This is a genomic window from Knoellia locipacati (genome assembly GCF_044791685.1).
Classification (GTDB): domain Bacteria; phylum Actinomycetota; class Actinomycetes; order Actinomycetales; family Dermatophilaceae; genus Knoellia; species Knoellia locipacati_A.
Genome location: NZ_CP087730.1, coordinates 2704232 through 2730247, shown reverse-complemented (window position 1 = coordinate 2730247; position 26016 = coordinate 2704232). Strand labels below are relative to the sequence as shown.

Genomic DNA, 26016 nt, shown 5'->3' with positions numbered 1-26016 from the left:
TCGGCTGCTTCCGGTGGTCCCGGGGCAAGAAGTCCGGCTGAGGTGAGCGGTCAGGTGGCGTCGACGTCGTAGGGCGTCGGTCGCAGCGGGTCCCACCCGCGCGGCTCGGTCTGGATCCAGGGCTCGCCGCCGTCGGGCGACGCCTCGGTCACGTCGGGGTTCGTGCCCCCCGTCTTGAGGGTGGACGCAGCATCCTCGAGCGGCTCGATGAGCGCCTCGCGCACGATCCGGCGCGGGTCGTACTGGCGCGGGTCGTACTGGCGCCAGTTGATGTCCTGGTAGTCGGGCCCGAGCTGGTCCTTGAGCTGCCCCTTGGCGCCCTCGGCCATGACCCGCGCCTTCTTGATCATCTGGGCGAGCTTCTGGGCGTACTCGGGCAGCCGCTCCGGCCCGAGGACGAAGACAGCGATGAGGGCGAGGAGCACGATCTCCCAGCCGTTGATGCCGAACACGCGTCCTCCTGTGCGCGCCGCGGCGCGTCAGTCGCTCCTGCCCTGGAGGACCATCTTGACATCCCTCGGCTTGCCGTCCCGCACCACGGTCAGGGAGACGGTCGACCCGACGGGCTTGGACCGGATGGCGACCACCAGGGTGTCGGGGTCGGTCACGGGCCGTCCCTCGAAGGTGGTGATGACGTCACCCGCCTCGAGGCCGGCCTTGTCGGCGGGGCCGTTGGGCGTCACCGCCGGGGCCTGCTCGGTGTCCTCGCTGATCCTGACGCCCTCGCCCTGGTAGGTGCGGTCGAGGATGACGCCGATGACCGGGTGCTCCGCCTTGCCGGTGCGGATGAGCTGGTCCACGGTGATCTTGACCTGGGCGCTCGGGATCGCGAAGCCGACTCCGATGTTGCCGCTCTGGCCGCCGATGCTCGAGCCTGCGACTCGCGCGATGGCCGTGTTGATGCCGATGACACGGCCTTCCATGTCGAGCAGCGGACCACCGGAGTTGCCGGGGTTGATGGCGGCGTCGGTCTGGATGGCGTTGATGAACGACTGGTCGTCGGCCTCGCCGGGCGTCACCGGACGGTTGAGCGCGGAGACGATGCCCGTCGTCACGGTCGACTCGAGGCCGAGCGGGGCGCCGACGGCGATGACGGGGTCGCCGACGACGACCTTGTTGGAGTCGCCGAGCGGGAGCGGCTTGAGGTCGGTGCGCTCGACCCTGAGGACCGCGAGGTCGTAGGACACGTCTCGCCCGACGATCGTGGCCGGCGACTGCTTGCCGTTGGAGAGCACGACCGTGATCTCGCCACCCTCGGCGGCCGACGAGACGACGTGGTTGTTGGTGACGACGTGACCCTTGTCGTCGAGGACCCAGCCGGAGCCGGTGCCGTCGCCACCGGTCGCCTCGACCCTGATGGTCACGACGCTGGGGGTCGCTCCCGCCGCGATGTTGGCGACGCTGCCCTCGGGTCGCGTCGTCGCGCCGGCGCCGGGCTGCGGAGCCGACCCGTTCGCCGAGTCGCCGCCCAGGTCGAGCCCGTCGAAGCGGTCGGTGGCACCGATCCATCCGCCGAGGAGGCCGCCGCCGAGTCCGGCGAGCAGCGCAGCGAGGCCGGCGATGAGGAAGACCCCCAGCCACCCCGGACCGCCACGCGGGGTCGACGGAGCGGGAGGCGACGTCGCGGCATACGGGCGCGGAAGGGACGTCGCGGCATACGGGTCGTAGGCCGTGTGCCCACCCTGCGAGGCCCGCGAGTGATCCGTGGAGGTCGAGGCATAGGGGTCGTATGCCGTGTGCCCACCGCGCGAGGTCCGCGACGGCTCCGCACCGGAGTCGGACCACCATGTGGCGGGCTCGGGCTCGTCCTGCGGCGGGAGCAGAGGAGGCTGTCCGGGCGGAGGACCGAACGCCTGGGTCCGGTTGAGGTCGACCTCGGTCGTGTGCTGCGGGTCGACGCCTGGCGTCTCGCCGTCGGGGCGGTGCGGGCTGTCCTCGGTCATGTCCGAGATTCTGCCTCGCAGAGCTCGAGGTTCCGAACGGAGGTGCTGCTCGTCCAGCCGGTCGACACGGTGCGCACGCCGGTGGTCCCCGTCGGAGTGCTCGGAGTCCCCACGGCAGGGCGGACCGATGGTGTGGACCCGCCGACCGAGGTCACCGTCGTCGTGAGCGCACCGGAACCGGTGACGGTCAGCGACCAGGCGACGGCAGCCGTGGCGCCCGCGGCCGCCGTGGCCAGGGCAGCAGAGCGCAAGGGGCTGCGGTGCGCAGGCGGTGCCGACGGCGGCACCATCTCAAGTGGTGCGCGCTCGCTCGTCTGGGCCATGGCCGGTCCGGTCATCGACGAGGCGAGCGCGACGAGCTGGGCGTGAAGGCTGCCGGGCATCGAGGGGCACCCTGACGCGAGGAGCGACTGCAGCCGCCGCTCGCCCGCGACGGCGTGCTGGCAGCCCACGCACGAGATGAGGTGACGGTCCCACGCGTCGGTGCGCTGCGCCGAGAGCTGCCCCGACACGTAGTCGGGGATCTCGTCGAGACGACAGCGCACGGGACGCGACAGGGTGATCACACAGCACCTCGGGCAGGGGTGAGGAGGCCGGGGCGCAGGGAGGACGAGCTGGCGGCCGGAGCGTGGCGCACCTCGGGGGCGCGGTGCGCCAGTGCCTCGCGCAGCTGCGCGCGCCCGCGGTGGATGCGCGAGCGAACCGTGCCCAGCTTGATGTCGAGGGTCGCGGCAATCTCCTCGTAGGAGAGTCCCTCGATGTCGCACAGCACGACGGCCGCGCGGAAGTCGGGGGCGAGGGAGTCGAGGGCACGCTGAACGTCGTCGTCGAAGTGTGTGTCGGCGTAGCTCTGCTCCGGTCCGAGCTCACGGCTGGGGAGACGGGCGGCCGACTCGTCGGAGAGGGCGTCGAAGCGGATCCGCTGCTTGCGGCGCATCTTGTCGAGGAAGACGTTGGTCGTGATGCGGTGCAGCCAGCCCTCGAAGGTGCCGGGGCGGAAGGTGTGCAGCGACCGGAAGACGCGGATGAAGACGTCCTGTGTCAGGTCCTCGGCGTCATGGACGTTGCCGGTCAGGCGGTAGGCCAGGCGGTAGACGCGGGCGGAGTGCTCCTCGACGATCTGCTCCCACGTCGGCGGCGTCCACTCCACCGTGGCCGCACCTGCTTCGCTCGTCATCGTTGTCCCCTGGTCGGTGGCCGCGTGGCTGTCCATACACCGATGTCTACGTGTCGGAGCCGGGAAATGTTCCTGAGGATCCTGTACGGCGGCTGTGAGTCCGTCATCGGACTCCTCCCCGAGTAGGGTTCCCGTCCATGAGCACCCTCAAGCCGGCGAGCTGGACCTATGCCGAGGACTTCGTCCCCGAGCCCGAGGCCATGGAGCAGGCCCGAGCCCGCGGTCTGGCCTTCGACGCGGCCACGCCCGTCGGGACCGGCGCCGGGGCGACCCTGCGCGTGCTCGCCGCGGCCATCCGCGCCAAGCACGTCATCGAGGTCGGCACCGGTGCGGGCACGTCGGGCCTGTGGGTGCTGGCGGGGATGCCCGAGGACGGCGTGCTCACGACGATCGACATCTCGCCGGAGCACCAGCGCGCCGCCCGAGAGGCGTATGCCGCGGCCGGCTACCCGACGCAGCGCACCCGGGTCATCACCGGCCGGGCGACCGACGTGCTGCCGCGGATGACCGACGGAGCCTACGACATGGTGGTCATCGACGCCGACAAGGCGAGCTACCCGGCATACGTCGAGCACGGGATCCGGCTCCTGCGCAGCGGCGGCGTCCTCGCCCTCGACAACATGCTCTGGCACGACAAGGTGGCCGACCCCGCCGCGCGGGACGCCGACACGACGACGCTGCGCGACCTGGGCAAGGCCCTGCGGGACAACGAGGACCTCGTCCCGAGCCTGCTGCCCGTCAGCGACGGCCTCTTCGTCGCCGTCAAGCGCTGAGACCGCGACTGATTGCCAGTTCCAGCGCCTCCCAGCGGCGGCCTGCCACCGTGGACCGGTGCTGAAACTGGCAATCAGTCGGTGTCAGGCGTGGGCGTCGACGCGCGGGCCGGCGCCGCGGCGGAAGCCCGCCGGGCCCTCGGCGATCGCGACGACCTCGAACTCCTCGATGCTCAGCGGCGGCGACCCGATGAGCTCCGAGCCCTTGGAATCGGCGGCCGTGGCCTCGAACTCCTCGCGGAAGACCTTGCGCTCCTGCTCGCTGTCGAAGACGTAGGTGCCCTCGAACCACTCGCCCTCGCGCATCCGCCACACCTTGAAGGCGAGGCCGTCGAGGAACATGAACTTTGCGATCGACGTGCCCACGACGTACTCGCGCAGACGGTCGGGGGCATCCTCGGGGGCGTTCTCGAGGGACCAGCGCACAGCCAGTCCGTATCCGGCGTTCATCGCAGACCTTCCAACCATCGCAGCAGCAGGCGGGCGCCGAACCCCGTCCCACCCTTGCCGTGGACTCCGGAGTCGACATCGGAGCGGCCGGGGCCGGCGATGTCGAGGTGTGCCCAGCGACGCTCCCCGACGAACTCGCGCAGGAACAGTGCCGCAGTGATGGACCCACCTCCGACGGAGGGGCCGATGTGGCTGATGTCGGCCACGTCGCTCTCCAGTGCCCGACGGTAGGCCGCCACGAGCGGGAAGGGCCACAGCGTCTCACCTGCTGTCTCGCCGGCCGCGCCGAGCTGGGACGCCAGATCGTCGTCCGTGGCATAGACCGGGGCCATGGTGCGCGCCAGGGCCACCCGCGCGGCACCCGTGAGGGTCGCGATGTCGACGACGACGTCGGGATCGAGCTCGGCGTCGGCGTAGGCGAGCGCGTCCGCGAGGACGATGCGGCCCTCGGCGTCGGTGTTGCCGATCTCGGCCGTCCGTCCGCCGAAGTGCGTGACGACGTCACCGGGACGGTATGCCGCTCCGTCGACCATGTTCTCGGCGAGGGCCAGGAGCCCGGTCACCCGCACCGGCACCTCGAGGTCACGGCAGGCGGCGAGGACCGCGAGGACGATCGCCGAACCCGACATGTCCGTCTTCATGGCGAGCATGCCCTCCGGTGGCTTGACCTGAAGGCCACCGGAGTCGAAGGTGATGCCCTTGCCCACGAGGACGACGTGCGGCGTGCTGTCGTCGGCGCCCGCTGGCGTGTAGCCGAGCTGGACCAGCCGCGGAGGCGTGGCCGACCCGCCGCCGACGGCGAGCAGCCCGCCGAAGCCGCCCTTGCGCAGGGCCCCGTCGTCCCAGACCCGGACGTCGAGGTCGGAGCGGGTGGCGACGGTGCGGGCCTGCCGGGCCATCCATGAAGGGTTCTTGATGTTCGAGGGGGTGTTGGCGAGGTTGCGGGCCACGAGCGTCGCCACCGCACGGCGCACGGCGCGCTCGACGACGTCGGCCTCGGCGCCCACGAGCACGACCTCGCCGGCGACCTCGGCCCCGGCCGCCCACGCGCCGTCCGTCCAGCGCGACGGCGCCCAGCCGCCGAGAACCGCGCCCTCGACGAGGGCGGCGTGTCCGGTCTCGTCCGACGACGGGGCGAGGACGACGACCTGGGCGCGGCCCCGGACAACGCGGCCTGCAGCTGCACCGGCGGCACGCAGGTCCGCGGGCGAGCCCGAGCCGAGCCCGACGAGGACGAGGACGCGGGCGGCCTGCTCGCCACGCGGCATACGGACGAGCGTTGTCGCCCCGGCGGACGTGGCGGGCTCGTGGGTCTCGAGGAGCTCGACGGGGTCGAAGCCGGCACTCTCGAGGGCTTCGCGCGTCCGGGCCTCCCACGGCTCCTCCCCCTCGAGCAGCCCGACGACCAGCGCGAGGTCGGCCGGGTCCCGGTCGGCGAGGACGTCGACGAGGGGTCCGTCGCTCGCGGACCAGGTGGCGACGGACGGGGCGAGGAGGTCTTCGGCAGGCACGGCCCCGACCCTACCGACGGCGAGAGGGCCCCCACCACGTCGGTGGGGGCCCTCTCGTCACGTCAACGGCGGACGGTCACTTCTTCAGCGCTTCACAGTCATCGATCGCCTGACCCAGCGCTCGCACCTCGTCCGGAGTCATCTCGACGACGAGGCGGCCACCACCCTCCAGGGGCATGCGGAGCACGATGCCGCGACCCTCCTTGGTGACCTCGAGAGGGCCGTCGCCCGTCCTGGGCTTCATTGCCGCCATGGGTGTTCCCTTCGTTGGCGTAGCGCACGGTCATGCGTCACGTGTTCACGTCCCGGCGTTGGCGCACCGGTCTCCCAGCCATTATCCCTTGTGGTGCAGGCGTGACGAAATCGGGCCCCCTGCATGCCATCACGGAGGCCGCGACCCCCATGGCGTGTAGGTGAGCAGGGCACAGGTCCACCACACCAGGCCGAGGACCACGGGGACCAGGAGCACGGCCACCCGGCGCCGCCAGTGCGTGACGATCCGTTCACCCGTCGACGTCCGCATCGCGACACTGGCGAGGAGCGCGGCGATCGGGAAGTCGAGGAGCAGGAAGCGCCACATGCTCGTGATGGGCCGGACCACGGCGAAGAGGTAGAGCGGGTAGGCCACCGCCCACGCGCGCACCTCGACGGGGAGCCACCGTCCGTGCCGCCCGAGGATGAGCGCGATGTAGGTGCCGGAGAGCGCCACGAGGACGACGACACCGGCGAGCCCGCGCGAGTCCCACGCCCACTGGAACCAGAGGACGAACGGGCCCGAGGCGGGCTTCTGGCCCCAGGCCTCCTGGACGTCGAAGAACGCCGTGGGGATACCACTCACGACGCCGGCGACGACCGGCCAGGCGATGCCGGACAGCCCTGTCACCACGAGCATCAGGGCCGCGCCGACACGAGCACCCCGCAGCGGCGCGACACCGGCCTCCCGCTCCTCCCGGATCCGGACGACGAGGTGGACCAGGGCGGCACACCCGATGGCGGCGGCCACACCGCGGGTGAAGCCGAGCGGGACCGCGAGAGCTGCGACGACGGCATACCGGCGTCTCATGAGGAAGAGCAGCGAGGCTGCCACGAGGACGACCGCGAGGGGCTCGGTGTAGGGCTTGAGCATGACGCCCGTCGCCGGGTAGAAGCACCAGAGGCAGGCGGCCACCAGGGCGAGCCGGTCGCGTCCCGGCTGCGGCTGCGCGTGGAGGCCGTGCCGGAAGATCGCCCAGATGAGGACTGCCCCGAGCCCGCCGAGGACGACGTTGAGGCCGACGGCGGCGACCGTGAACGGCAGCCCGAGGACCATGAGCCCCTTCACGAGGAACGGGAAGAGTGGATAGAACGCCCAGGCGCTGTAGGTGAGCTTGCCCGACTCCGGGTCGGCGGGGAGCGGGACCGGATAGCCCTCTCTCGCAATGGTTTCGTACCACTCGGCGTCCCAGAGGGAGATGAGGTCGCCGACGTTGGGGTCGAGGTGGCCCACGCCGGCCGGGTTCTGGAACCAGGTGGCGGCGACCCACATCGCCGCCACGGCGACGACCCGCGACACCGCGTAGACGAGCACGATCGCCAGCACCGGGTGGGCCAGCGCGACCCCACCGAGGTGGCGGCGGCCGGCGACGGTGAGGGGCGACCTCGAGGGCCGCGTCGCCCCGGGCTCGGCCTGCTCCGCCGTGGCGGTCACGAGCGCAGCCCTCGGACGTCCCAGACGTAGACGTCCTCGACCTGCTCGGGCTCGCCGAGGACCGTGACGAGGGAGTCCCGCAGCGCGTTCGTCTGCTCCCGCATCGGCAGGACGACCGAGTCGGTGCGCCAGGCGCCCAGGTCCTCGATGAACTGCTGCCGCTGCCCCTCGGTCGCGGGCGTCACGACGTTGGCGGCGTTGACGTCGTAGAGCCAGAGCGACAACGGCCGCCGGGTGGCGCCGTACTGACCACCGCGGTCGGGCTGGCCGTTGGGACCGACGAAGTAACCCTCGACGATCGGGAAGGCCAGGGTGTCCGCGGCCAGCTGCCAGTCGAAGGCCCTCGCGTCGACGATGTCGGTCGGTGGGACCGCGAGGATCGAGCCACCGTGGCTCCAGTCGCGCCACGCGTCACCGGTGAAGAAGGCCGGCACCGGCGGTCGAGGGTCGACCTGGAGCGGGGTCGGCAGTACCGGGAGCAGCGCGAGGGCGGCTGCGGCGGTGACCACCCACCCGCCGACGCGGTGGTGCCACTCCGGGAGCTCGGCCTCCTCGGCGTCGTCGGCCGCGAGGGGCGAGGAGCGGAAGGCCGCGTCGATGCCGATCGCGACCAGCCCTGCCAGCGCGGGGATCGCGATCATCGCGAAGCGGGTCGGCAGGACGTTCTCGAGCACCGGCAGCTCGTCGAAGAGGGACCACAGAGCGGGTATGCCGGTCGGCTGGCCCCGCAGGAGCACCTCCTCACCCAGCGAGAGCCAGCAGGCGACCACGGCGAGGACGGCGAGCGCCTGCACGACCGGGCGCCGGAAGAGCACCAGAGCGATGACGCCGACGAGGATCCAGAGCGGGAGCCCGAAGAAGGCGTTCTCCTCCGTGCGGTTCATCGACAGCGCCGCTGATGCCCACGGGTCCGTGCCGAACGTCCGGGTGGCCCGGCTCCACAGCGCGGCGAGGTCGTTGCCGCCGGGAGGGTGGTAGATCGAGGTGTAGCTCTGACGTCCGGCGAACTGCCACCACAGCGGCACGGCGACGAGGAGCAGCGACAGGCCCGCGCCGATGGCGACGCCGGGCAGCATCCGGGCGACGTCCAGCCGGCGGTGCACGAGGAGCACGAGCCCGACGACGAGCATCCCGAGGGCTGCGAGCAGCAGCGGCTCCTCGCCGATGAAGATCTGCCACGTGACGAGCAGCCCGAGCACGACGCCGTCACCCACCCGGCGGTCGCCCTCGGCGAGCCGGAGGAGGCGGTCGAGGATCACGGGGATGAGGAAGAGCGCGACGAAGTTGGGGTGGCCGTTGGCGTGCGAGACCATCGCCGGGGCGAAGCCGGTGAGCCAGCCGCCGACCTCCGCCGCGGGCCGGACGAGTCCTCGGCGCCGGAGGAACCAGTACCAGACGGCAGCCGTCCCGGCGAGCCCGAGCAGCTCGACGACGAAGAACGTCACGTGGGCACCCAGCAGGAGCGTCAGCGGCGCAAGAGGGACACCCAGTCCGGTCACGGCCGCGTTGGCCATGAGGTTGACGCCGTCGGGGAAGTTCTGGCGGTCGCTGAAGAGCGGGTTGGAGAGGGTGGCGACGTTGTGCGCCGACGCCCCGAAGTACCACTCGAAGGCCTGGTGGTCCTGCACTCCCTGTGAGAGGTGGCCGGACGAGACCCTGCCGACGAGGTTGGACAGGACGTGCAGGGCGGTGCCGAGGTAGACCGCGACGACGACGAGGTCGACCATCCCCCAGCCGCCGTGGGCCGAGGTCACCGTCGAGCCGGCGTCCGCGTCTGCGTCCGTGGCGGAGGGAGCAGCCAATCGCGCGGACGTTGCCTCAGCGCGCTGGCGTGCGTCCGAGTCATGCGTCGTGGGCGCGGCCAGCCGCGCAGGCGACGACCCCGCGACGGGCGCCGAGCCCTCCACTGGTGGAGGCACCTCACCCGTCAGCAGGACGTCGTTGGCGGCGATCTGGGCGTCGAGCCGGGCCAGCACCTCGTGCACCCGGTGCGGCGGGTAGCCGACGAGCTGCATCCGGAAGGTGTCGGGCACACCGGAGCGCCCTCGCTCCTCCCGCCGCGAGACCACCGCCGCGATCGCGACGGCGCAGGCGATGACGGGCAGGCTGAGGAGAAACGCCCAGATCACGGTGCGCCCGCGACGAGGCGGTCCACGACGCGGCCGAAGACGACCCGTCCGAGGACGTCGGCCACCGGACGCGTCACCCGGCGCAGCCCGGGGAGACCCTCGAACCACAGCTCCTCGGTCCACGACAGCCGGGACCCACCGGCATACGGGGAGACGGAGACCTCGGCCCACCCGCGGAGGCGACCGGTCTTGCGGATCCGCCACCGTCGGGGGGCGTCCCACTCCTCGACGACCATCGAGTCGTCGAAGCGGAGAGGGCCGAGCGCGGTGCGGACGGTGAAGCGCCACCCCACCCCGGGCTCCCCCGGGTCGGCCAGGGTCGTCGTCAGCGGCACCGTCTCGGCGTGGTCGGCCAAGGCCGCGACACGGGCCCAGAGCTCCTCCGGCGTCAGCGGGCTCTCACGCGTGAGGGTGAACATGACCATTCCGATCCTCGGGCGACGGCGACCGGTCGGCGATCGCCCGCTCCTGGTCGGCAAGGCGATCGCGCCTCGCGTCGAGTGCGGCGTCGACGTCACCCACCGCGTAGCCGTAGACCGAGGTGCCCAGACGAAGCCGGTCGACGTCGACGCTCGTCGGCTCGCCGGGGAGCTCGAGCGGGGGAACCGTGCTCGTCGGCTCGCTGAGCGGCTCCGGCACGAGCCGGCCCGTGGCGACGAGCGTCGTGACCGCGATGACGGCGACGGTGAGCAGGGCGAGGGCGAGCCATTCCACGTCGCCGATCCTAGGCGGGCCTCACTCGGCGTGGGTGCCGGTCCCCTCGGGCTGGTCGCCCGCCCGTGCCCGGTCCGAGCGCACGATGATGGCGATGGCCTCGTCGACGTCGTCAGTGAGGGTGACGAGGTCGAGGTCCTTGTGGCTGATCGTGCCCGAGGCGAGTGCGGACTGGTGCAGCCAGTCGAGGAGCCCCTGCCAGTAGCTCGTGCCCACGAGGACGATCGGGAACGACGTGACCTTCTGGGTCTGCACCAGAGTGATCGCCTCGAACACCTCGTCGAGGGTGCCGAAACCACCGGGCAGGACGATGAAGCCCTGGGCGTACTTGACGAACATCGTCTTGCGCGCGAAGAAGTAGCGGAAGTTCACCCCGAGGTCGACGTACTCGTTGAGCCCGGTCTCGAAGGGGAGCTCGATGCCGAGGCCGACCGACGTGCCACCCGCCTGGCAGGCCCCCTTGTTCGCGGCCTCCATCGCCCCAGGACCGCCGCCGGTGATCACCGCGTATCCGGCGCGCACGAGCCCGGCTCCCACAGCCTCCCCGAGGGCGTAGGTCGGGTCGTCCGCCGGCGTGCGCGCGGAGCCGAAGACGCTGACGGCCGGGCCGAGCTCGGCGAGGGCCCCGAAGCCCTCGACGAACTCGGACGTGATGCGCATGACCCGCCACGGGTCGGCGTGGAGCCAGTCGGCCGGCCCGCGGCTGTCGAGCAGTCGTTGGTCGGTCGTCTCGTGCGGCACCCGCGAACGCCGCATGACGACCGGCCCCTGGACGTAGTCGTGCGTGGCGTCCCAGGGCTCCTGGGCGATGGCCTCCGGATCGGGCTGCGGTGGGGCCTGCGGGTCGGCCTGTGGGTCACGTCGTGAGTCGGTCACGGCACCAACCTAGGCGAGCCACCGGAGCATCGCGGCCTCGGCGGACACGAGCTGGTCGACCGGGCAGCGCTCCTCGTCGTGGTGGGCGAGGTTGGGGTCACCGGGGCCGAAGTTCACGGCCGGGACACCCATCGCCTGGAAGCGGGCGACGTCGGTCCAGCCCTGCTTGGCGACGACCTCGACCCCGAGCGCGTCGACGAACGCCTGGGCGGCCGGCAGGTCGAGCCCGGGACGTGCGCCCCCGGCGTTGTCGGTGACCTCGAAGGCCATCCCGTCGAAGACCTCGTGCATGTGCGCGACGGCCTGCTCCTCGTCGCGGTCGGGCGCGTAGCGGTAGTTGACGCTCACCGTGCAGCGGTCCGGGATGACGTTGCCGGCGATGCCACCGGTGATGCTCACGGCGTTGAGGGCTTCGCGGTACTCGAGGCCGTCGACCACGACCGTCCTTGTCTCGTATGCCGTGAGCCGGCTGAGGATCTCGGCTGCGTCGTGGATGGCGTTGTGACCGTTCCAGGGCCGGGCGGAGTGGGCGGCCGACCCCTTGGTCGTGATGTCGATGCGCATCGTGCCCTTGCACCCGCCCTCGACGATGGCGCCGGTGGGCTCGAGAAGCACGGCGAAGTCGGCGTCCTCGATGAGCTCGGGCGCCTGCTCCTGCACGTGCAGCAGTCCGTTGAACTCGCTCTCGATCTCCTCGCCCTCGTAGAAGACGTAGGTGACGTCGCGGCTGGGGGCGGGCACGCTGGCAGCGAGGCGCAGCTGGACCGCGACCCCGCCCTTCATGTCGACGGTGCCGCGGCCCCAGAGCACCTCGCCCTCACCGTCGCCGCCGGGCAGCCGGCGGGTCGGGAGGTTCGGCGGGTCGGTGAGGGGAACGGTGTCGATGTGCCCGGCGAGGACGACCCGCTCCGCGTGACCCTGCTCGGTGCGGGCGACCACGGTGTTGCCGATCCGCGTCACGGTGAGGTGCCCGAGCGGCGTGAGCGCCTCCTCGATGGCGTCGGCGATCGCGGATTCGTCCCGGCTCACCGAATCGATGTCGCAGAGGGCAGCGGTGAGGGTGACGACGTCTGTCGTGAGGTCGAGCGGCATACGCCAGACCCTACCGACGGGCCGGTCGACGCTCCTGGGCCTCCCTCGTCAGGCGGTCCGAGTGCTCCCCTCACCCGCGCGGCGGTGAGGACGTGATCGGCGCCCGGCCGCGGCATCTAGGCTTGCGGCCATGACTTCGCGCGCGGCCCACGGCTACGGACTGATCACCCTCCACGGCGAGGCCGTCCTCGACGCCTGGTTCCCGGCACCGGCCCTCGGCGACGCCGGATCCGCGTCGGAGCCGCAGGGCCTGTCGGCCTTGGCCGTGCCCGACGAGCCCCGCGGCGTCACGCGCGAGGTGCGGCTCGTCGAGGTCGACCTCGACGCGGCACCGGCCGACGCCGCCGACGCCTGGCTGCGGTTGCACCTGCTGTCGCACCGCCTCGTCGCCCCGAACTCGATCTCGCTCGAGGGCCTCTTCGGCACTCTCACCAACGTCGTGTGGACCAACCACGGACCCTGTGCCGTCGAGGGGTTCGAGACCACCCGTCTCGCCCTGCTCGCCCGCGGTCCGGTGCAGGTCCACGGGATCGACAAGTTCCCCCGCATGACCGACTACGTCGTGCCCTCCGGGGTGCGCATCGCCGACGCCGACCGGGTGCGTCTGGGTGCGCACCTCGCCAGCGGCACCACGGTCATGCACGAGGGCTTCGTCAACTTCAACGCCGGGACCCTGGGCAGCTCGATGGTCGAGGGCCGGATCTCGCAGGGTGTCGTCGTCGGCGACGGCTCCGACATCGGAGGCGGCGCCTCGACGATGGGCACCCTGTCCGGCGGTGGCACCGAGCGGGTGTCGATCGGTGAGCGCTGCCTCCTCGGCGCGGAGTCGGGCCTGGGCATCGCGCTCGGGGACGACTGCGTCGTCGAGGCCGGGCTCTACGTCACGGCCGGCACCAAGGTGACGCTGCCCGACGGCACCGTCACCAAGGCGAGCGAGCTCTCGGGCCAGTCCAACCTGCTGTTCCTGCGCAACTCGGTCACGGGCACGGTCGAGACGCGTCCGCGCGACGGCCATGGGATCGTCCTCAACTCCGTGCTGCACGCCAACGACTGATGGCATCGAACCGCCGCGCCTTCACACTCGCCGAGGAGCGTCCGCGTCGCGGTCCTGCACGGTGGGTGGCCCGTGGGCTCGTCCTCGCCCTCGTCGCGTTCGTCGCGCTGGGCGCCTGGTTCGGCGGCCGCACCCTGTTCCAGAGCGTTCTCGGGGCGCGCTGCCAGGCCACCGCAGCGGGGAGCTCGGTCGACTTCGACCCCGATCAGATGAGCAACGCCGCGACGATCACGGCCATCGCCCTGCGCCGCGGCCTGCCGGCGAGGGCCGCGACCATCGCCCTCGCGACGGCGATCCAGGAGTCGAAGCTGCGCAACATCCGCTACGGCGACCGCGACTCGGTCGGGCTCTTCCAGCAGCGTCCGTCCCAGGGATGGGGCACGGTCGAGCAGATCCTCGACCCGGAGTACTCGACGAACAAGTTCTACGACGCACTCGTCAAGGTGGACGACTGGGAGAACGGGACCATCACCGTCGTCGCTCAGAAGGTGCAGCGCAGCGCCTATCCCGAGGCGTACGCCGACCACGAGCAGGAGGGGCGGATTCTCGCCTCCAGCCTCGCCGGGCACTCGCCTCGCGGGGTCGGCTGCCGGCTCGACGACCCCGAGGGTGAGGCCGACGTCGCCCTCGTCGGCCGCCTGCTCGAGGCCGAGTACGGCCTCGCGGCCAGCGGTGGTGACGGGGTGCTCACGGTGGCGGCACCGAGCGACCAGGTGGCCTGGTCCATCGCGGCCTGGTCGGTTGCCAAGGCCGTCGACACCGGCATCACCGGCGTGACGATCGGCGACCGCTCCTGGACAAGGAGCCGCGAGTCCTCCGCCTGGGAGTGGCGGCAGGCGCAGACGCCGTCGGGCGCACGCGAGGTCGTGCTCCACCTGACCTGAGGGCCCGCGGGAGACGGACGACACATCCTCCCCGACGTCGACGTCGAGGGTGAGAAGCTCGGCGGCCCGGGGCAGTCCCCCGCGCGGGAGACCTTCCCCACGGCGAGGACCCCGACGCCGACGAGCGCGAGCTCGTGGGCGCCGGTCACCGCGGGAGCTGACCCGACGGCGAACGCACGAGAGCCCCGGCCTGCGCGATGCAGGTCGGGGCTCTCGTATGCCGTCCGCCCGAGCGGGCGGCCGGGTGCGGCTCAGCGCAGGCTCTGGCTCAGCGGCCGGAGATCGCGTGGTACTCGCGCTCGGTGGCACCGGTGTAGATCTGGCGCGGGCGGCCGATCTTGGTCGCCGGGTCCTCGATCATCTCGCGCCACTGGGCGATCCAGCCGGGGAGGCGGCCCAAGGCGAAGAGGACGGTGAACATCTTGGTCGGGAAGCCCATCGCCTTGTAGATGAGGCCGGTGTAGAAGTCGACGTTCGGGTAGAGCTTGCGCTCGATGAAGTAGTCGTCCTCGAGGGCTCGCTGCTCGAGCTGCAGGGCGATGTCGAGCAGCGGGTCGCGGACACCGTCCTTGTGCAGGATCGTGTCGGTCGTCTTCTTGATGATCGCGGCACGCGGGTCGTAGTTCTTGTAGACGCGGTGGCCGAAGCCCATGAGCTTGACCCCGTCCTCCTTGTTCTTGACCTTCTTGACGAAGGTGTCGACGTCGCCGCCGTCCTTGAGGATGGCGTCGAGCATCTCGAGGACTGCCGAGTTCGCGCCACCGTGCAGGGGACCGGAGAGGGCGTGGATGCCGGCGGAGACCGAGTTGAAGAGGTTGGCGTGGGCCGAGCCGACGAGCCGCACCGTCGACGTCGAGCAGTTCTGCTCGTGGTCGGCGTGCAGGATGAGGAGCTGGTCGAGGGCCTTGACCATGTCCGGGTCGATGTCGTAGTCCGTCGCCGGGACACCGAACGTCATCCGGAGGAAGTTCTCCTGGAGCGACAGCTCGTTGTCGGGGTAGAGGAACGGCTGGCCGATGCTCTTCTTGTAGGCGTAGGCCGCGATCGTCGGCAGCTTGGCGAGGAGGCGGATCGTCGAGATCTCGACGTGCTCCTTGTCGAAGGGGTCGAGGCTGTCCTGGTAGAAGGTGCCCAGAGCGGACACCGCCGACGAGAGGACCGGCATCGGGTGCGCATCGCGCGGGAAGCCGTTGAAGAACGCCTTGAGGTCCTCGTGGAGCATCGTGTGCTGGCGCACCCGCTCGGTGAAGTCGTCCAGCTCGGACTGCGTGGGCAGCTCTCCGTAGACGAGGAGGTAGGAGACCTCGAGGAAGCTCGACTTCTCGGCGAGCTGCTCGATCGGGTAGCCGCGGTAGCGCAGGATGCCCGCGTCACCGTCGATGTAGGTGATGGCGCTGTTGCACGACGCGGTGTTGACGAACCCGATGTCGAGGGTGGTGTCGCCGGTCTCCTTGAGCAGGGCCGAGATGTCGTACCCGTTGTTGCCCTCGGTGGCCTTGATGAGGGGGAAGCTCAGTTCCTTGTCGCGGACCTGGAAGGTCGCGGGCGCGGCTGCGTCGGTGCTCATCGTCTGTTCAATCCTCACGTCTCGGGCGAGCTCGCAGTGGGCGCCGCTCGCGCTCAGTGACGCTACCCCAGAGGTCGACGACGACGAAAAGCGCGTTCAGGATGAGGTCGCGGACCGCAGCCGCTCGGAAGCGGCGGCGACGCGCTCGTCCGAGGCCGTGAGGGCGATGCGGACGTGCTCGCGACCGCCGGGGCCGTAGAACGTGCCGGGGGCGGCGAGGATGCCGAGCGCGGCCAAGCGGTCGAGGGTCACCCAGGCGTCCTCACCGGCGGTGGCCCACAGGTAGAGCCCGGCGTCGCTGTGGGTGACGTCGAGGCCGAAGGCACGCACGCCCTCGAGCAGGGTCGCCCGGCGGGCGGCGTAGACGGCCTTCTGCGCCTCGACGTGGGCGGTGTCGCCCAGGGCTGCCGTGAGCGCGACCTGCACCGGCCACGGGACGATCATCCCGGCGTGCTTGCGCACCTCGAGCAGCTTGCCGACGAGCGCCGGGTCGCCGGCGACGAAGGCCGCGCGGTAGCCGGCGAGGTTGGACTGCTTGGACAGCGAGTAGACGCAGAGCAGGCCCTCGTGGGAGCCACCCGTCACCCGCGGGTCGAGGATCGAGGGCGTCGTCGGGGCGGTCTCGGAGCCGCGGTCGGTGCGCCAGTCGAGCTCGGCGTAGCACTCGTCGCTCGCGACGACGACGCCGTTGCGGCGTGCCCACGCCACGACCTTGGCGAGGTGCTCGATGCCGAGCACCTGACCCGTCGGGTTGCCAGGACTGTTGAGCCACAGCAGCTTTGGCGTCGTGGACGGCGTCAGCGGACCCAGCGCGGCGAGGCCGTCGACGACCTTGGGCGTCGCCCCGGCGAGCCGGGCGCCGACGTCGTAGGTCGGGTAGGCCGCGGAGGGGAAGCCGACGATGTCACCGGCGCCCAGGCCCAGCAGGGTCGGCAGCCACGCCACGAGCTCCTTGCTCCCGATCGTCGGCAGGACGCCGTCCGGGTCGAGGTCGGGCACCCCGCGCCGCGTCGCGAACCACTGCGCCACGGCCTCGCGCAGGGCGGGGGTCCCCCACGTCTGCGGGTAGCCGTGCGCGTCGGACGCCGAGCGCAGGGCTGCCTGGACGACCTCGGGGGTCGGGTCGACCGGCGTGCCGACCGAGAGGTCGACGAGCCCGAGACCGTCCGGCGTGGCAACAGAACTCGCCCGCTCCTTGACCGGAGCGAGCGAGTCCCAGGGAAAGTCAGGGAGCGTGAAGCTCACTCGTCATGTTCCTGCGGCGGCAGTGCCGCGATGAGCGGGTGGTCCTTGGGGATGAGCCCCATCTTGGCCGCGCCGCCGGGGCTGCCGAGGTCGTCGAAGAACTCGACGTTGGCCTTGTAGTAATCGGCCCACTGCTCGGGGGTGTCGTCCTCGTAGTAGATCGCCTCCACGGGGCACACCGGCTCGCAGGCACCGCAGTCGACGCACTCGTCGGGGTGGATGTAGAGCGACCGCTCACCCTCGTAGATGCAGTCGACGGGGCATTCCTCGATGCAGGCCTTGTCCTTGAGGTCGACACAAGGCTGCGCGATCACGTACGTCATGCGGCCATAGTATGCCGGTCGTGGCCGCCCCTCTCGACGCCGTCCACCTCGGCGCGCGCGTCGTGGTCCGATCGCTCCTCGAACCCCACCCCGGCGCCCCTTCCGGGGGCCCGTCGATGACCGACGCCGTCGGGGTCCTCGTCTCACGCACCGACGCGGAGGTGGTCGTCGCCACGCGTCGCGGCGAGGTGACGATCCGACGCGACCGGATCGTCGCGGCCAAGGAGATCCCGCCGCGTCCCAGCCGCCGGGGCGCGCCGCACCTGGCCCTGTCCGTGGCCGACCTGCAGCGGGTCATGGGCGCCGCCTGGGGTGCGATCGAGCGCGAGCGGCTCGGCGACTGGGAGCTGCGCGCCTCCCGAGGCTTCACCCAGCGGGGCAACTCCGTCCTCCCGGTCGGCGAGCCGGGGATGACGCTCGCTGAGGCCGTCGACCGGATCGAGCAGTGGTATGCCGTCCGCGGCCTACCAGCCCGGGTCTCCCTCGCCGGTCCGGTCGGCTTCGAGCCCGGTGACGACCCACTGGGCGCCGAGCTGGTGGCGCGGGGGTGGACCGCCGGTGACCGCACCCTCAACCTCACCGCCTCGACCGCGGCCATCGCCGGCGAAGCCCTCACCGACGCCGGGAGTCCGGACGTCCACCTGAGCCGGCACCTCGACGAACCCTGGCTCGACGCCTACGCGCAGAGCCGCCCGCTGGACCGGGACGTCGCCGCCCAGGTGCTCACCGGCAGCCCCGACCAGCTGTTCGCCTCCATCGCCCTTGGTGGCGGGCTGGCGCAGGGCCTCGGGCTGAGCACGCCCGGCTCACGCGCGCCGCGCACCGTGGCGATCGGCCGCCTCGCGCTCGCACACGGATGGGCCGGTGTCGCCGCCGTGTGGACCGACCCCGCGTTTCGCGGGCGTGGCCTGGCGACCCGGGTCACGAGGACGCTCGCGTCCGCCGCGAGGGCGGACGGCACACACCTGCTCCACCTGCAGGTGGAGAGCGACAACGAGCCCGCCATCCGGCTCTACGAGCGGCTGGGCTTCGAGCGGCACTCGGCCTACGTCTACCTCACCGCCCCGACGAGCTGACCCGGCTCACTTCGCGTCGGGATGCGTGCAGGTGACGTCGTCCTCCGGGTTGTAGTGCGTGTTGAACGCCTGGGTCCTCACCACGGCGCCGCGCTGCTTGAAGATGCGCGTCACCGTGACGTCGAAGCCGGGCGTCGGCGCCTGGGTGATGCACTCCGGTGACGGGTCGGTGATCTTCTTGGGCTGGACGATGTTGCGCCGAGGGCTCTTGGTCGAGGTGACGTCCCACTTCTTGGTACCGTAGAACGCCACGGTGACCTGCCCGCCGGTGGAGTTCGCCCGGATGTGGATGCCGCCGTCGGTCGTGTTGACCCACCTGTTGTCCGGGTACGGGTAGGAGATCGTCGCCTCCCGGCCCTCCGGGTAGCGCGAGATGTAGAACCCGTGCGCCATGTACTGCTTGAACTCCACTCCGGCGAAGAAGGCGGCGTTGAAGAGCGTCGTCGAGACCTGGGAGATGCCGCCGCCGTAGTTCTCGCTGAGCCGACCCTCGGAGATCACGCCTCCCTTGACGTAGCCCTTCTCCGGTGTACGACGTCCCAGGACCTCGTTGAGGCTGAAGGTGCCGCCCGGCGGGACGTAGGTGCCGTTGAGGGTGCGTGCGGCCAGCCGGATGTTGCTGACGCGGCCACCCCCGTTGGCGTTGAAGTACGTCGTGAAGGTCGAGATCAGCCCCTTGGGCAGGGTGGCCTTGGCGCGCTCGGTCGTGAACTCGGGCTGCGACACGGTCACCGCGAGGTTCGCCGCACGGTCGTCCGAGGTGAGGGCCTCCGTCACGGGGCCGACGATCTTGGTCGGGTCGAGCGCGACACCGGTCCGGGAGGGGATGACCGACGGCCTGGCCCCGGCGAAGGAGACGGTGGCGTCCTTGGCCTCGACCGTGGCGCCGGCCTTCTCGGCAGCCGCCGTGACCGTGGCGACGATGCGCTTGTCGTCGAACGTCGGCGTGATCCTGCCCTCGCTGTCCGCGGGGAAGGTGATCGCGGGGGCGAGAGCCGCGGCCGGCAGCTCGAAGGTCTTGTCACCGGCCTTGATCCCGATCGGGCCCGACATCGCCTTGTCGGCGAACTCGGTCTTGACCCGCTGGAGCTCCTCGCCCGACACCTTGGGCGTCGACTCCGTGACCGGGGCGACGAAGGGGGCGTTGCGCGGCCACGCCGACGCGACGAGCTCGACGGTGGGATCCACCTCGAGGTCCTGGCCCTTGACCGGCTGGACGACCGTGACCTTGCCACCGGTGACCGCGATCGACCCCTCCTTGGGCGCGATGGCCAAGGAGGTGGCGGCCTTGGTCACCGCTGCCCTGAGCTTGTCCTCGTCGACCCTCGTCTCGAGGCTGCGGCTCACCCCGCCGGTGAGGTGGCCGAGGACGTTGATCGGGTTGAGGCTGAAGCCGGTGAGGTCGGCGATCGACTCGTCGAGGTCGACCTCGAGTCCGGCCTGCGCCGGGTCGATCGTCGCGGTCTTGCCGCCCGCCGTGAGGGTGACCGGAGCGGCCGAGCGCTCGGCGATCCCCTTCGCGAGCGCGGCCCGCGCGGCGGCGGGCTTGAGACCACCGACCTGCACCCCGCCCACGGTGGTGTCACTCGGGACGCGACCGCTGGCCCAGGCTGCTGCTCCGACGTAGCCCACGATGAGCAGCGTCAGGGCACCGATGAGTGAGGCGACGGCGACTCTCTTGCGTCGCGCCTGGCCCGTGTCCGGGTCGAAATCGGTGGTCATGAAGGTCCTCGGTGGATGTGGATGTGCTGGTCCGTCGGTCACGGGAGCGCGGAGTACTGTCCGCGGAAGTGTACGAGTGCGGCCTTGGGATCACCGGACAGGCGAGCCGCCCGGACCTCGCCGACGATGATGCTGTGGTCGCCCGCGGGGTGCACGTCGCGCACCGCGCACTCGAGCGTCGAGAGGGCTCCGTCGAGCAGTGGCACGCCGGACTCACCGAGGGTGTGCGGCGCCAGGTCCATCTGGCCGGGCAACGGTCGACCGGGCGTCGAGAACCACACGGCCGTGGCCCGCTGGTCGGCCGCGAGGACGCTGACCCCGAAGCGGCCGCTCTCGAGGACCGCGTCGTGGAAGCGGGCATCGGTCTCGACGCAGACGAGCAGGAGCACCGGCTCGAGCGACACGCTCGTGACGGAGTCGGCGGTGAGCGCGTGGTGGTGCCCGGACGCGGTCGTCGTCACGACGGCGACCCCCTTGGCGAGCCGGCCCACGACGTGCCGGTAGGTGTCGGTGTCGACCTCCCCGGCCCCCCAGTCCCCCGTCGTCATCGGGCTCCCTCCACGAGGCCGGGGCGCTCGGTGCCCGCCTGGTCGTCCGTGGCGACGACCTCCCCCGTGGACGGGTCCATCAGGGCGTAGCCCTCACGGCCGGCCAGCCGGGAGGCGACGTCGTTGGACAGCGCGAACCAGCCGTCGCCGACGACGACCTGGGTGGCGTGCGAGCGCAGGGCCTCCTGCTGGCGCGCGACCACCCCCGGATCGATGACCGCGTGCGTCACCAGGTCGTCGTCGACCACCGACGGCGCGAAGGCCTCGGTGGGTGACGGGGCGGCATACCCGGTCTCCTGCGGCACGTGGGAGGCGAGCCACTCGCGGTCCTCGACCACCCACGAGCGGGGTGTGAGCGTCACGAAGAGCGTTGGCGCAGAAGGCATCTCGGCGAGCGCTGCCCGCACGGCGTCGTGGACGCGGATGTGGTCGGGGTGGCCGTAGCCGCCCTCCGGGTCGTAGGTCACGACGACGTCGGGGTCGATCCGCTCGATCGTCGACCGCATCATCGCCACCACCTCCGCGAAGTCCGAGCCGGCGAACGAGCGCGGGTGCGAGAACGCGGCGGAGCCGACCATGCCCGAGTCCCGGTATGCCGGCCGCTCCCCGGCCTCCGGTACGCCGAGGAGGTGGGAGGTCACCCCGAGCGTCGCCACGGCGCCGGCCAGCTCGCCGTGACGGTGCTCCGCCAGTGGGTCACCCTCGGCACCCTCGAGGTGGGCGTGCTCGGCCGGGATGACCTCACCCTCCTCACCGAGGGTGCACGTCAGCACGTGGACGTCGTCACCACGCTCGACGTGGTGGAGGATGGCGACACCGGTCGCCAACGTCTCGTCGTCGGGGTGGGCGTGCACGAAGAGGAGCCGGGTCACTGGTTGACCGCGATGTCGGCGAGCTCGACGACGCCGCCGATGACCTCGTTGGCGGAGAGGTTGCGCACGTCGCTGCCGGCGATGTAGAGCGCGCGCCGCTCGGCCAGGGCGACGTAGGCACCCTGGGTCTGCAGCTTGACGTCGAGGGCGGCCCACGCCTCCTCCCGCTTGGTGCGGTCGGCCATCGCGCCGATCACCTGGATCGTGGAGTTCGTGGCGGGGTCGGCGAAGTAGCCGTAGTCGCGGCCGGGGCCGGCAGCCGAGACGTTGATCGAGCTGTCGAACAGGGCCGGAAGGATCGTGCTGGCCGACGCCCACGCGGGCGCCCAGTTCGACCAGAAGAGGTCGTAGCTCTTGGCGGACGCGGGCTGTCCGATGGTCGCGAAGTAGTCGTCCTTCAGCGGGGTGAGCTTCGGCTCGAACCCCGCCTCGGTCCACCCGGCGACGAGGGCGGCCATGGCCTTGTCTGCCACGGAGCTCGAGCGGTAGACGACCCGCAGCGGGACGGGCAGGGTGAGCCCCGCCTTGCCCAGCAGCATCTTGGCCCGGTCGGCGTCGCCGCGGTTGCCCGCCGCGAGCGGATCCTCGTCGTGGTGGGCCGGGAGCGACTCGGGGATGATCGTCGTCGCAGGGCGCCCGGTCGTCGCGCCGCCGAGGGCGGTGACGTAGGCCTCGCGGTTGGTCGCCACCGCAAGCGCCTGCCGCGCCTCCGCCTTGGCAAAGATCGGGCTGCGCACGTTGGGGACGAGGTAGTCGACGAGACCGGTGCCGGCCGTCACCGACCGCTCCTTGAGGGCGTCGACGGTGACGATGTGCTGCTGGATCGCCGGGGGCGCGGAGCCGAGTGAGACGGCGGCGCGCGAGTTCTCACCGTCGGCCATGAGCTGCTGGGCGACCGTCTGGGTCTCGATGCCCTCCTGGTACTCGATGCGGTCCGGGTAGGCCCGGCGCACCTCGTCGGTCGAGGCCTGCCAGTGCGCGTTGCGCTCCCACGAGCCGCCGGTCGCCGCGCGCCACGGCGACGCGAGCTTGTAGGGACCGTTGGAGAACACCTCGTAGGTGCCGTCCTTGCCCTTGTCGGCGGACTTCTTGACCGGCGCGAAGGCCGGCTGGGTGAGCATCTCGTTGAAGTCGCTCACGGGAGCGCTCAGCGTGAACGTGATCTTGGAGCCGCGGCAGGCCACGGCCTTGTCGAATGCCGCGGCGCCCGGGTTGCCCGGTGCGGTCCTGGCGTAGGGGCCGGCGTAGATCGAGAGGCCGTTCGGCCTCTTGGGGACGGCGAGTACGGCGAGAGCGTCGGTGGCGCCGCCGGTGATGACCGTGGTCGCGAACGTGCGAGCGATGCCGTACTTGACGTCCTCGCACGTCACCGGCGAGCCGTCCTGCCAGGCGACCCCCTCGCGCAGGGTGAACGTCCAGGACGTGAGGGTCTTGTTGGGCGTGCCCGTGTCGGTGGCGAGGTCACCGACGAGGCGGGACTGGTTGCGTGGCTCCGTGCTCGGCTGGTAGGCCGTCAGTGTCCTCAGGAAGACCCGCCCGGCGAAGGCCGCGTCGTCCCGGGCGCTGATCCGCTGGGGGTCCCAGCTGAGCACCGGACCGAGCGAGAGCGCCTTGAGCGTGCCGCCGCGCTCGTCGATGCGGTCGGCCGGCGCGGCGACCTGGGGCGTGTCGGACTCGGCGCCCCCGTCACCCCCGATGAGGCTGCAGCCGGCCATGCCGGACACCAGCACGACCACGACAGCAGCCAGCATCGCCCAGACGCGGTTGCTGCGCTGTCGTCGTGGGCGGTGCCGGCTGCTGCGGGAGGTCACGTGCGGGGTACGTCCTGGTGATCGGGGCGACGCTGGGCGCGCCTCAGTTCTTGCGGGCCCGCGAGGCCGACCGGCCACGCACGGTCTGGTCGAGCTCGACCTTGCGGATGCGGACTGCCTCGGGGGTCACCTCGACGCACTCATCCTCGCGGCAGAACTCGAGGGCCTGCTCGAGGGTGAGCCGGCGCGGGGGGACGACCTTCTCGAAGTTGTCGGCCGACGAGGCGCGCACGTTGGTGAGCTTCTTCTCCTTGGTGATGTTGACGTCCATGTCGTCGGCGCGCGAGTTCTCGCCGACGATCATGCCCTCGTAGACCTCGGTGGCGGGCTCGACGAAGAGCGTGCCGCGCTCCTGCAGGTTGACCATCGCGTAGGCGGTCACCGGGCCGGTGCGGTCCGCGACGAGCGAGCCGGAGGTCCGGGTCGTGATCGTGCCGAACCAGGGCTCGTAGTCCTCGAACACGTGGTGCGCGATGCCGGCGCCGCGGGTCTCGGTGAGGAACTCGGTGCGGAAGCCGATGAGGCCACGGGACGGCACGAGGAACTCCATGCGGACCCAGCCGGTGCCGTGGTTGGTCATCTGCTCCATGCGGCCCTTGCGGGCGGCCAGGAGCTGGGTGATGGCGCCGAGGTACTCGTCGGGGGTGTCGATGGTGAGGCGCTCGACCGGCTCGTGGAGCTTGCCGTCGATCTGCTGCGTGACCACCTGCGGCTTGCCGACGGTGAGCTCGAAGCCCTCGCGCTTCATCTGCTCGACGAGGATGGCCAGGGCGAGCTCGCCACGGCCCTGGACCTCCCAGGCGTCCGGACGCTCGGTGGGCAGGACGCGGAGCGAGACGTTGCCGACCAGCTCCTTGTCGAGACGGTCCTTGACCATGCGCGCCGTGACCTTGGAGCCACGGACCCGGCCGACCATCGGGCTGGTGTTGGTCCCGATCGTCATGGAGATCGCGGGCTCGTCGACCGTGATGATCGGGAGAGCGACGGGGTTCTCGGCGTCGGCGATGGTGTCGCCGATCATGATGTCGGGGATGCCCGCGATGGCGATGATGTCGCCGGGGCGGGCGGACTTGCCCTCCTCGAGCGGCTTGCGCTCGAGGGCCTCGGTCATGAGCAGCTCGGTGATCTTGACCCGCTCGATGGTGCCGTCGTGCTTGCACCACGAGACCTGCTGGCCCTTCTTGATCTCGCCGTTGAAGACGCGCAGAAGCGCGAGGCGACCGAGGAAGTTGGAGGCGTCGAGGTTGGTGACGTGGGCCTGGAGGGGCGCCTCGGTGTCGTAGGTCGGCGCCGGGATCGTCGAGATGATCGTCTCGAAGAGCGCGGTGAGGTCTTCGCCCTCGGGCAGGCCGCCGTTCTCGGGACGCTCGAGCGCCGCGCGGCCGTTCTTGGCCGAGGCGTAGACGATGGGGAACTCGATCTGGTCCTCGGAGGCGTCGAGGTCGATGAAGAGCTCGTAGACCTCGTCGACGACCTCCTGGATGCGGGAGTCGGGACGGTCGACCTTGTTGATGCAGAGGATGACCGGCATCTTGGCCGCGAGCGCCTTGCGCAGGACGAAGCGCGTCTGCGGCAGCGGGCCCTCGGACGCGTCGACGAGGAGGACGACGCCGTCGACCATGGAGAGGCCGCGCTCGACCTCGCCACCGAAGTCGGCGTGCCCCGGGGTGTCGATGATGTTGATCGTCAGGCCGTCGGGCAGCCCCGCGTCGAGGGCGGCCTTGCCGGCGTAGTGGACCGCGGTGTTCTTGGCGAGGATCGTGATCCCCTTCTCGCGCTCGAGGTCACCGGAGTCCATGACGCGCTCGCCAGTGGACTCGACGGTGGCCCGGGCCTCGAAGGCACCGGACTCCCAGAGCATCTTGTCGACCAGAGTGGTCTTTCCGTGGTCGACGTGCGCGACGATGGCGACGTTACGGATGTCGTCGCGTGTAGTGATGGGCATGATGCCCATTCTCTCAGGGTTTCGCTCAGGGACGAAAACGGCCGGACTCGCCGAGCAGCGCGCCGATCACCCGGACGATCGGGAGGTCCCCCGGAAGCCAGGGCACGGCATACAGGTCCTCGCCGGTGAGCCAGCGCAGCTCGTCGTGGTCCTCGATCGGCTCCGGGACCCCCTCCGTCACCTCTGCGAGGTGCACCGTCATGGCGTATGCCGTCCCCAGCGGCCAGCGACCGCGCGCCAGGGGGCCGTCGAGACGGTCTCCGAGGAGGACCTCGACGCCGAGCTCCTCGCGCAGCTCGCGGTGCAGCGCTGCGACGGCCTCCTCCCCCGGATCGACCTTGCCGCCGGGGAACTCCCAGCCCCCGGCCAGGGCGGGCGGTTCGGTGCGCCGCGCGGCGAGGAGCCGGCTCGGTGCGGCGAGGTCGTCGACGATGGCCGCGGCGACCACCTCGACGGCGTTCTCGGGCTCCTCGACGCGCACGCGACACTCCTTCCCGGCTCCGGGTCTCACTCCGATAAACAAATTCATTGTGCGGTTGTGGCACGGATGAATGTCGCTAGGGTCAACCCGTCCGCTGCAGCGACGCACGACACCACGTGCCCGACTGCATGGTCGC

26 protein-coding genes are annotated in these 26016 nt (G+C 71.3%); 4 read left to right on the top strand and 22 right to left on the bottom strand.

Annotated elements, in window-relative coordinates; all coding sequences use genetic code 11:
* Nucleotides 1–50: 50 nt before the first annotated feature.
* The 4 genes from LL946_RS12765 to sigE are packed head-to-tail and all read right to left on the bottom strand — an operon-like array spanning nt 51 to nt 3120.
* Nucleotides 51–452 (bottom strand): Sec-independent protein translocase subunit TatB, encoded by a 402-nt coding sequence (locus LL946_RS12765; protein ID WP_404381194.1) that lies wholly within the window; start codon nt 450–452, stop codon nt 51–53.
* A gap of 27 nt (nt 453–479) precedes the next feature.
* Nucleotides 480–1943 carry a S1C family serine protease gene (locus LL946_RS12760; RefSeq protein ID WP_404381193.1) on the bottom strand — a complete coding sequence of 488 codons (1464 nt, stop codon included), beginning with the start codon at nt 1941–1943 and terminating at the stop codon, nt 480–482.
* Nucleotides 1940–2509: an anti-sigma factor family protein gene (locus LL946_RS12755; RefSeq protein ID WP_404381191.1), complete on the bottom strand. Its 570-nt coding sequence runs from the start codon at nt 2507–2509 to the stop codon at nt 1940–1942. The genes LL946_RS12760 and LL946_RS12755 overlap by 4 nt, the downstream gene beginning before the upstream one ends.
* Nucleotides 2506–3120, bottom strand: coding sequence for an RNA polymerase sigma factor SigE (gene sigE / locus LL946_RS12750; protein WP_404386891.1), 615 nt, complete (start codon nt 3118–3120; stop codon nt 2506–2508). The genes LL946_RS12755 and sigE overlap by 4 nt, the downstream gene beginning before the upstream one ends.
* Before the next feature lie 137 nt (nt 3121–3257).
* Here sigE and LL946_RS12745 point away from each other — a divergent pair, with 137 nt between their 5' ends.
* Nucleotides 3258–3893, top strand: coding sequence for an O-methyltransferase (locus LL946_RS12745; RefSeq protein ID WP_404381189.1), 636 nt, complete (start codon nt 3258–3260; stop codon nt 3891–3893).
* A gap of 84 nt (nt 3894–3977) precedes the next feature.
* Here LL946_RS12745 and LL946_RS12740 read toward each other — a convergent pair whose 3' ends face one another.
* The 9 genes from LL946_RS12740 to dapE form a co-directional block, all read right to left on the bottom strand.
* Nucleotides 3978–4343, bottom strand: a complete 366-nt coding sequence (locus LL946_RS12740) for a hypothetical protein (RefSeq protein ID WP_404381187.1) — start codon at nt 4341–4343, stop codon at nt 3978–3980.
* Complete coding sequence (locus LL946_RS12735) at nt 4340–5854, bottom strand: leucyl aminopeptidase family protein (protein WP_404381186.1); 1515 nt, start codon at nt 5852–5854, stop codon at nt 4340–4342. The genes LL946_RS12740 and LL946_RS12735 overlap by 4 nt, the downstream gene beginning before the upstream one ends.
* A 76-nt stretch (nt 5855–5930) precedes the next feature.
* Entirely contained in the window at nt 5931–6107 is a 177-nt protein-coding gene (locus tag LL946_RS12730) for a DUF3117 domain-containing protein (protein WP_082569572.1), read from the bottom strand.
* A gap of 129 nt (nt 6108–6236) precedes the next feature.
* Nucleotides 6237–7541: a hypothetical protein gene (locus tag LL946_RS12725; protein ID WP_404381183.1), complete on the bottom strand. Its 1305-nt coding sequence runs from the start codon at nt 7539–7541 to the stop codon at nt 6237–6239.
* Nucleotides 7538–9670 carry a hypothetical protein gene (locus LL946_RS12720; RefSeq protein ID WP_404381181.1) on the bottom strand — a complete coding sequence of 711 codons (2133 nt, stop codon included), beginning with the start codon at nt 9668–9670 and terminating at the stop codon, nt 7538–7540. The genes LL946_RS12725 and LL946_RS12720 overlap by 4 nt, the downstream gene beginning before the upstream one ends.
* Complete coding sequence (locus LL946_RS12715; protein WP_404381179.1) at nt 9667–10089, bottom strand: SRPBCC family protein; 423 nt, start codon at nt 10087–10089, stop codon at nt 9667–9669. The genes LL946_RS12720 and LL946_RS12715 overlap by 4 nt, the downstream gene beginning before the upstream one ends.
* Nucleotides 10070–10384 (bottom strand): hypothetical protein, encoded by a 315-nt coding sequence (locus LL946_RS12710; RefSeq protein WP_404381177.1) that lies wholly within the window; start codon nt 10382–10384, stop codon nt 10070–10072. The genes LL946_RS12715 and LL946_RS12710 overlap by 20 nt, the downstream gene beginning before the upstream one ends.
* Before the next feature lie 21 nt (nt 10385–10405).
* Nucleotides 10406–11140, bottom strand: a complete 735-nt coding sequence (locus tag LL946_RS12705; protein WP_404386889.1) for a TIGR00730 family Rossman fold protein — start codon at nt 11138–11140, stop codon at nt 10406–10408.
* A gap of 129 nt (nt 11141–11269) precedes the next feature.
* A complete protein-coding gene (gene dapE, locus LL946_RS12700) occupies nt 11270–12352 on the bottom strand; it encodes a succinyl-diaminopimelate desuccinylase (RefSeq protein ID WP_404381175.1) in 1083 nt (360 codons plus the stop codon).
* A 130-nt stretch (nt 12353–12482) separates the two neighbouring features.
* On the opposite strand from dapE, the gene dapD reads away from it, so the two are divergent.
* On the top strand, nt 12483–13406 hold the full coding sequence (gene dapD / locus LL946_RS12695; RefSeq protein ID WP_404381173.1) for a 2,3,4,5-tetrahydropyridine-2,6-dicarboxylate N-succinyltransferase: 924 nt from the start codon (nt 12483–12485) through the stop codon (nt 13404–13406).
* Entirely contained in the window at nt 13406–14290 is an 885-nt protein-coding gene (locus LL946_RS12690; RefSeq protein ID WP_404381171.1) for a hypothetical protein, read from the top strand. Before dapD ends, LL946_RS12690 begins: the two co-directional genes overlap by 1 nt.
* A 268-nt stretch (nt 14291–14558) precedes the next feature.
* On the opposite strand, the gene LL946_RS12685 is transcribed toward LL946_RS12690, so the two are convergent.
* The 3 genes from LL946_RS12685 to fdxA form a co-directional block, all read right to left on the bottom strand.
* Nucleotides 14559–15857, bottom strand: coding sequence for a citrate synthase (locus LL946_RS12685; RefSeq protein ID WP_404381169.1), 1299 nt, complete (start codon nt 15855–15857; stop codon nt 14559–14561).
* A 96-nt stretch (nt 15858–15953) separates the two neighbouring features.
* A complete protein-coding gene (gene dapC, locus LL946_RS12680) occupies nt 15954–17102 on the bottom strand; it encodes a succinyldiaminopimelate transaminase (protein ID WP_404381167.1) in 1149 nt (382 codons plus the stop codon).
* The gene (gene fdxA, locus LL946_RS12675) at nt 17099–17425 is read right to left on the bottom strand and encodes a ferredoxin (RefSeq protein ID WP_035947089.1); all 327 of its coding nucleotides are present in this window, start codon (nt 17423–17425) and stop codon (nt 17099–17101) included. Before fdxA ends, dapC begins: the two co-directional genes overlap by 4 nt.
* A 20-nt stretch (nt 17426–17445) precedes the next feature.
* Between fdxA and LL946_RS12670 the strand changes: the two genes are divergently transcribed.
* On the top strand, nt 17446–18501 hold the full coding sequence (locus LL946_RS12670; RefSeq protein WP_404381165.1) for a GNAT family N-acetyltransferase: 1056 nt from the start codon (nt 17446–17448) through the stop codon (nt 18499–18501).
* A gap of 6 nt (nt 18502–18507) precedes the next feature.
* Here LL946_RS12670 and LL946_RS12665 read toward each other — a convergent pair whose 3' ends face one another.
* From LL946_RS12665 to LL946_RS12640, 6 genes are read right to left on the bottom strand one after another with little or no spacing between them, the layout of a single operon-like run.
* Nucleotides 18508–20223: a VanW family protein gene (locus LL946_RS12665; RefSeq protein WP_404381163.1), complete on the bottom strand. Its 1716-nt coding sequence runs from the start codon at nt 20221–20223 to the stop codon at nt 18508–18510.
* A gap of 38 nt (nt 20224–20261) precedes the next feature.
* Nucleotides 20262–20771, bottom strand: a complete 510-nt coding sequence (locus tag LL946_RS12660; RefSeq protein WP_404381161.1) for a flavin reductase family protein — start codon at nt 20769–20771, stop codon at nt 20262–20264.
* Nucleotides 20768–21643: an N-acetyl-1-D-myo-inositol-2-amino-2-deoxy-alpha-D-glucopyranoside deacetylase gene (gene mshB, locus LL946_RS12655; protein WP_404381159.1), complete on the bottom strand. Its 876-nt coding sequence runs from the start codon at nt 21641–21643 to the stop codon at nt 20768–20770. The genes LL946_RS12660 and mshB overlap by 4 nt, the downstream gene beginning before the upstream one ends.
* Entirely contained in the window at nt 21640–23454 is a 1815-nt protein-coding gene (locus LL946_RS12650; RefSeq protein ID WP_404381157.1) for an ABC transporter substrate-binding protein, read from the bottom strand. Before LL946_RS12650 ends, mshB begins: the two co-directional genes overlap by 4 nt.
* Before the next feature lie 43 nt (nt 23455–23497).
* Nucleotides 23498–25399, bottom strand: a complete 1902-nt coding sequence (gene typA, locus LL946_RS12645) for a translational GTPase TypA (RefSeq protein ID WP_404381155.1) — start codon at nt 25397–25399, stop codon at nt 23498–23500.
* Nucleotides 25400–25424: 25 nt separating this feature from the next.
* Complete coding sequence (locus tag LL946_RS12640; RefSeq protein ID WP_404381153.1) at nt 25425–25880, bottom strand: (deoxy)nucleoside triphosphate pyrophosphohydrolase; 456 nt, start codon at nt 25878–25880, stop codon at nt 25425–25427.
* Nucleotides 25881–26016 lie beyond the last annotated feature (136 nt).

Bases quoted from the DNA above. Each gene is read 5' to 3' on its own strand.
- LL946_RS12740 (WP_404381187.1), bottom strand. From the start codon at position 4,343: ATGAACGCCGGATACGGACTGGCTGTGCGCTGGTCCCTCGAGAACGCC.
- typA (WP_404381155.1), bottom strand. From the start codon at position 25,399: ATGCCCATCACTACACGCGACGACATCCGTAACGTCGCCATCGTCGCG.
- LL946_RS12665 (WP_404381163.1), bottom strand. From the start codon at position 20,223: ATGACCACCGATTTCGACCCGGACACGGGCCAGGCGCGACGCAAGAGA.
- LL946_RS12690 (WP_404381171.1), top strand. From the start codon at position 13,406: ATGGCATCGAACCGCCGCGCCTTCACACTCGCCGAGGAGCGTCCGCGT.
- LL946_RS12760 (WP_404381193.1), bottom strand. From the start codon at position 1,943: ATGACCGAGGACAGCCCGCACCGCCCCGACGGCGAGACGCCAGGCGTC.
- LL946_RS12705 (WP_404386889.1), bottom strand. From the start codon at position 11,140: ATGCGGCGTTCGCGGGTGCCGCACGAGACGACCGACCAACGACTGCTC.
- dapE (WP_404381175.1), bottom strand. From the start codon at position 12,352: ATGCCGCTCGACCTCACGACAGACGTCGTCACCCTCACCGCTGCCCTC.
- sigE (WP_404386891.1), bottom strand. From the start codon at position 3,120: ATGACGAGCGAAGCAGGTGCGGCCACGGTGGAGTGGACGCCGCCGACG.
- LL946_RS12730 (WP_082569572.1), bottom strand. From the start codon at position 6,107: ATGGCGGCAATGAAGCCCAGGACGGGCGACGGCCCTCTCGAGGTCACC.
- LL946_RS12745 (WP_404381189.1), top strand. From the start codon at position 3,258: ATGAGCACCCTCAAGCCGGCGAGCTGGACCTATGCCGAGGACTTCGTC.
- LL946_RS12715 (WP_404381179.1), bottom strand. From the start codon at position 10,089: ATGTTCACCCTCACGCGTGAGAGCCCGCTGACGCCGGAGGAGCTCTGG.
- LL946_RS12660 (WP_404381161.1), bottom strand. From the start codon at position 20,771: ATGACGACGGGGGACTGGGGGGCCGGGGAGGTCGACACCGACACCTAC.
- fdxA (WP_035947089.1), bottom strand. From the start codon at position 17,425: ATGACGTACGTGATCGCGCAGCCTTGTGTCGACCTCAAGGACAAGGCC.
- LL946_RS12685 (WP_404381169.1), bottom strand. From the start codon at position 15,857: ATGAGCACCGACGCAGCCGCGCCCGCGACCTTCCAGGTCCGCGACAAG.
- dapD (WP_404381173.1), top strand. From the start codon at position 12,483: ATGACTTCGCGCGCGGCCCACGGCTACGGACTGATCACCCTCCACGGC.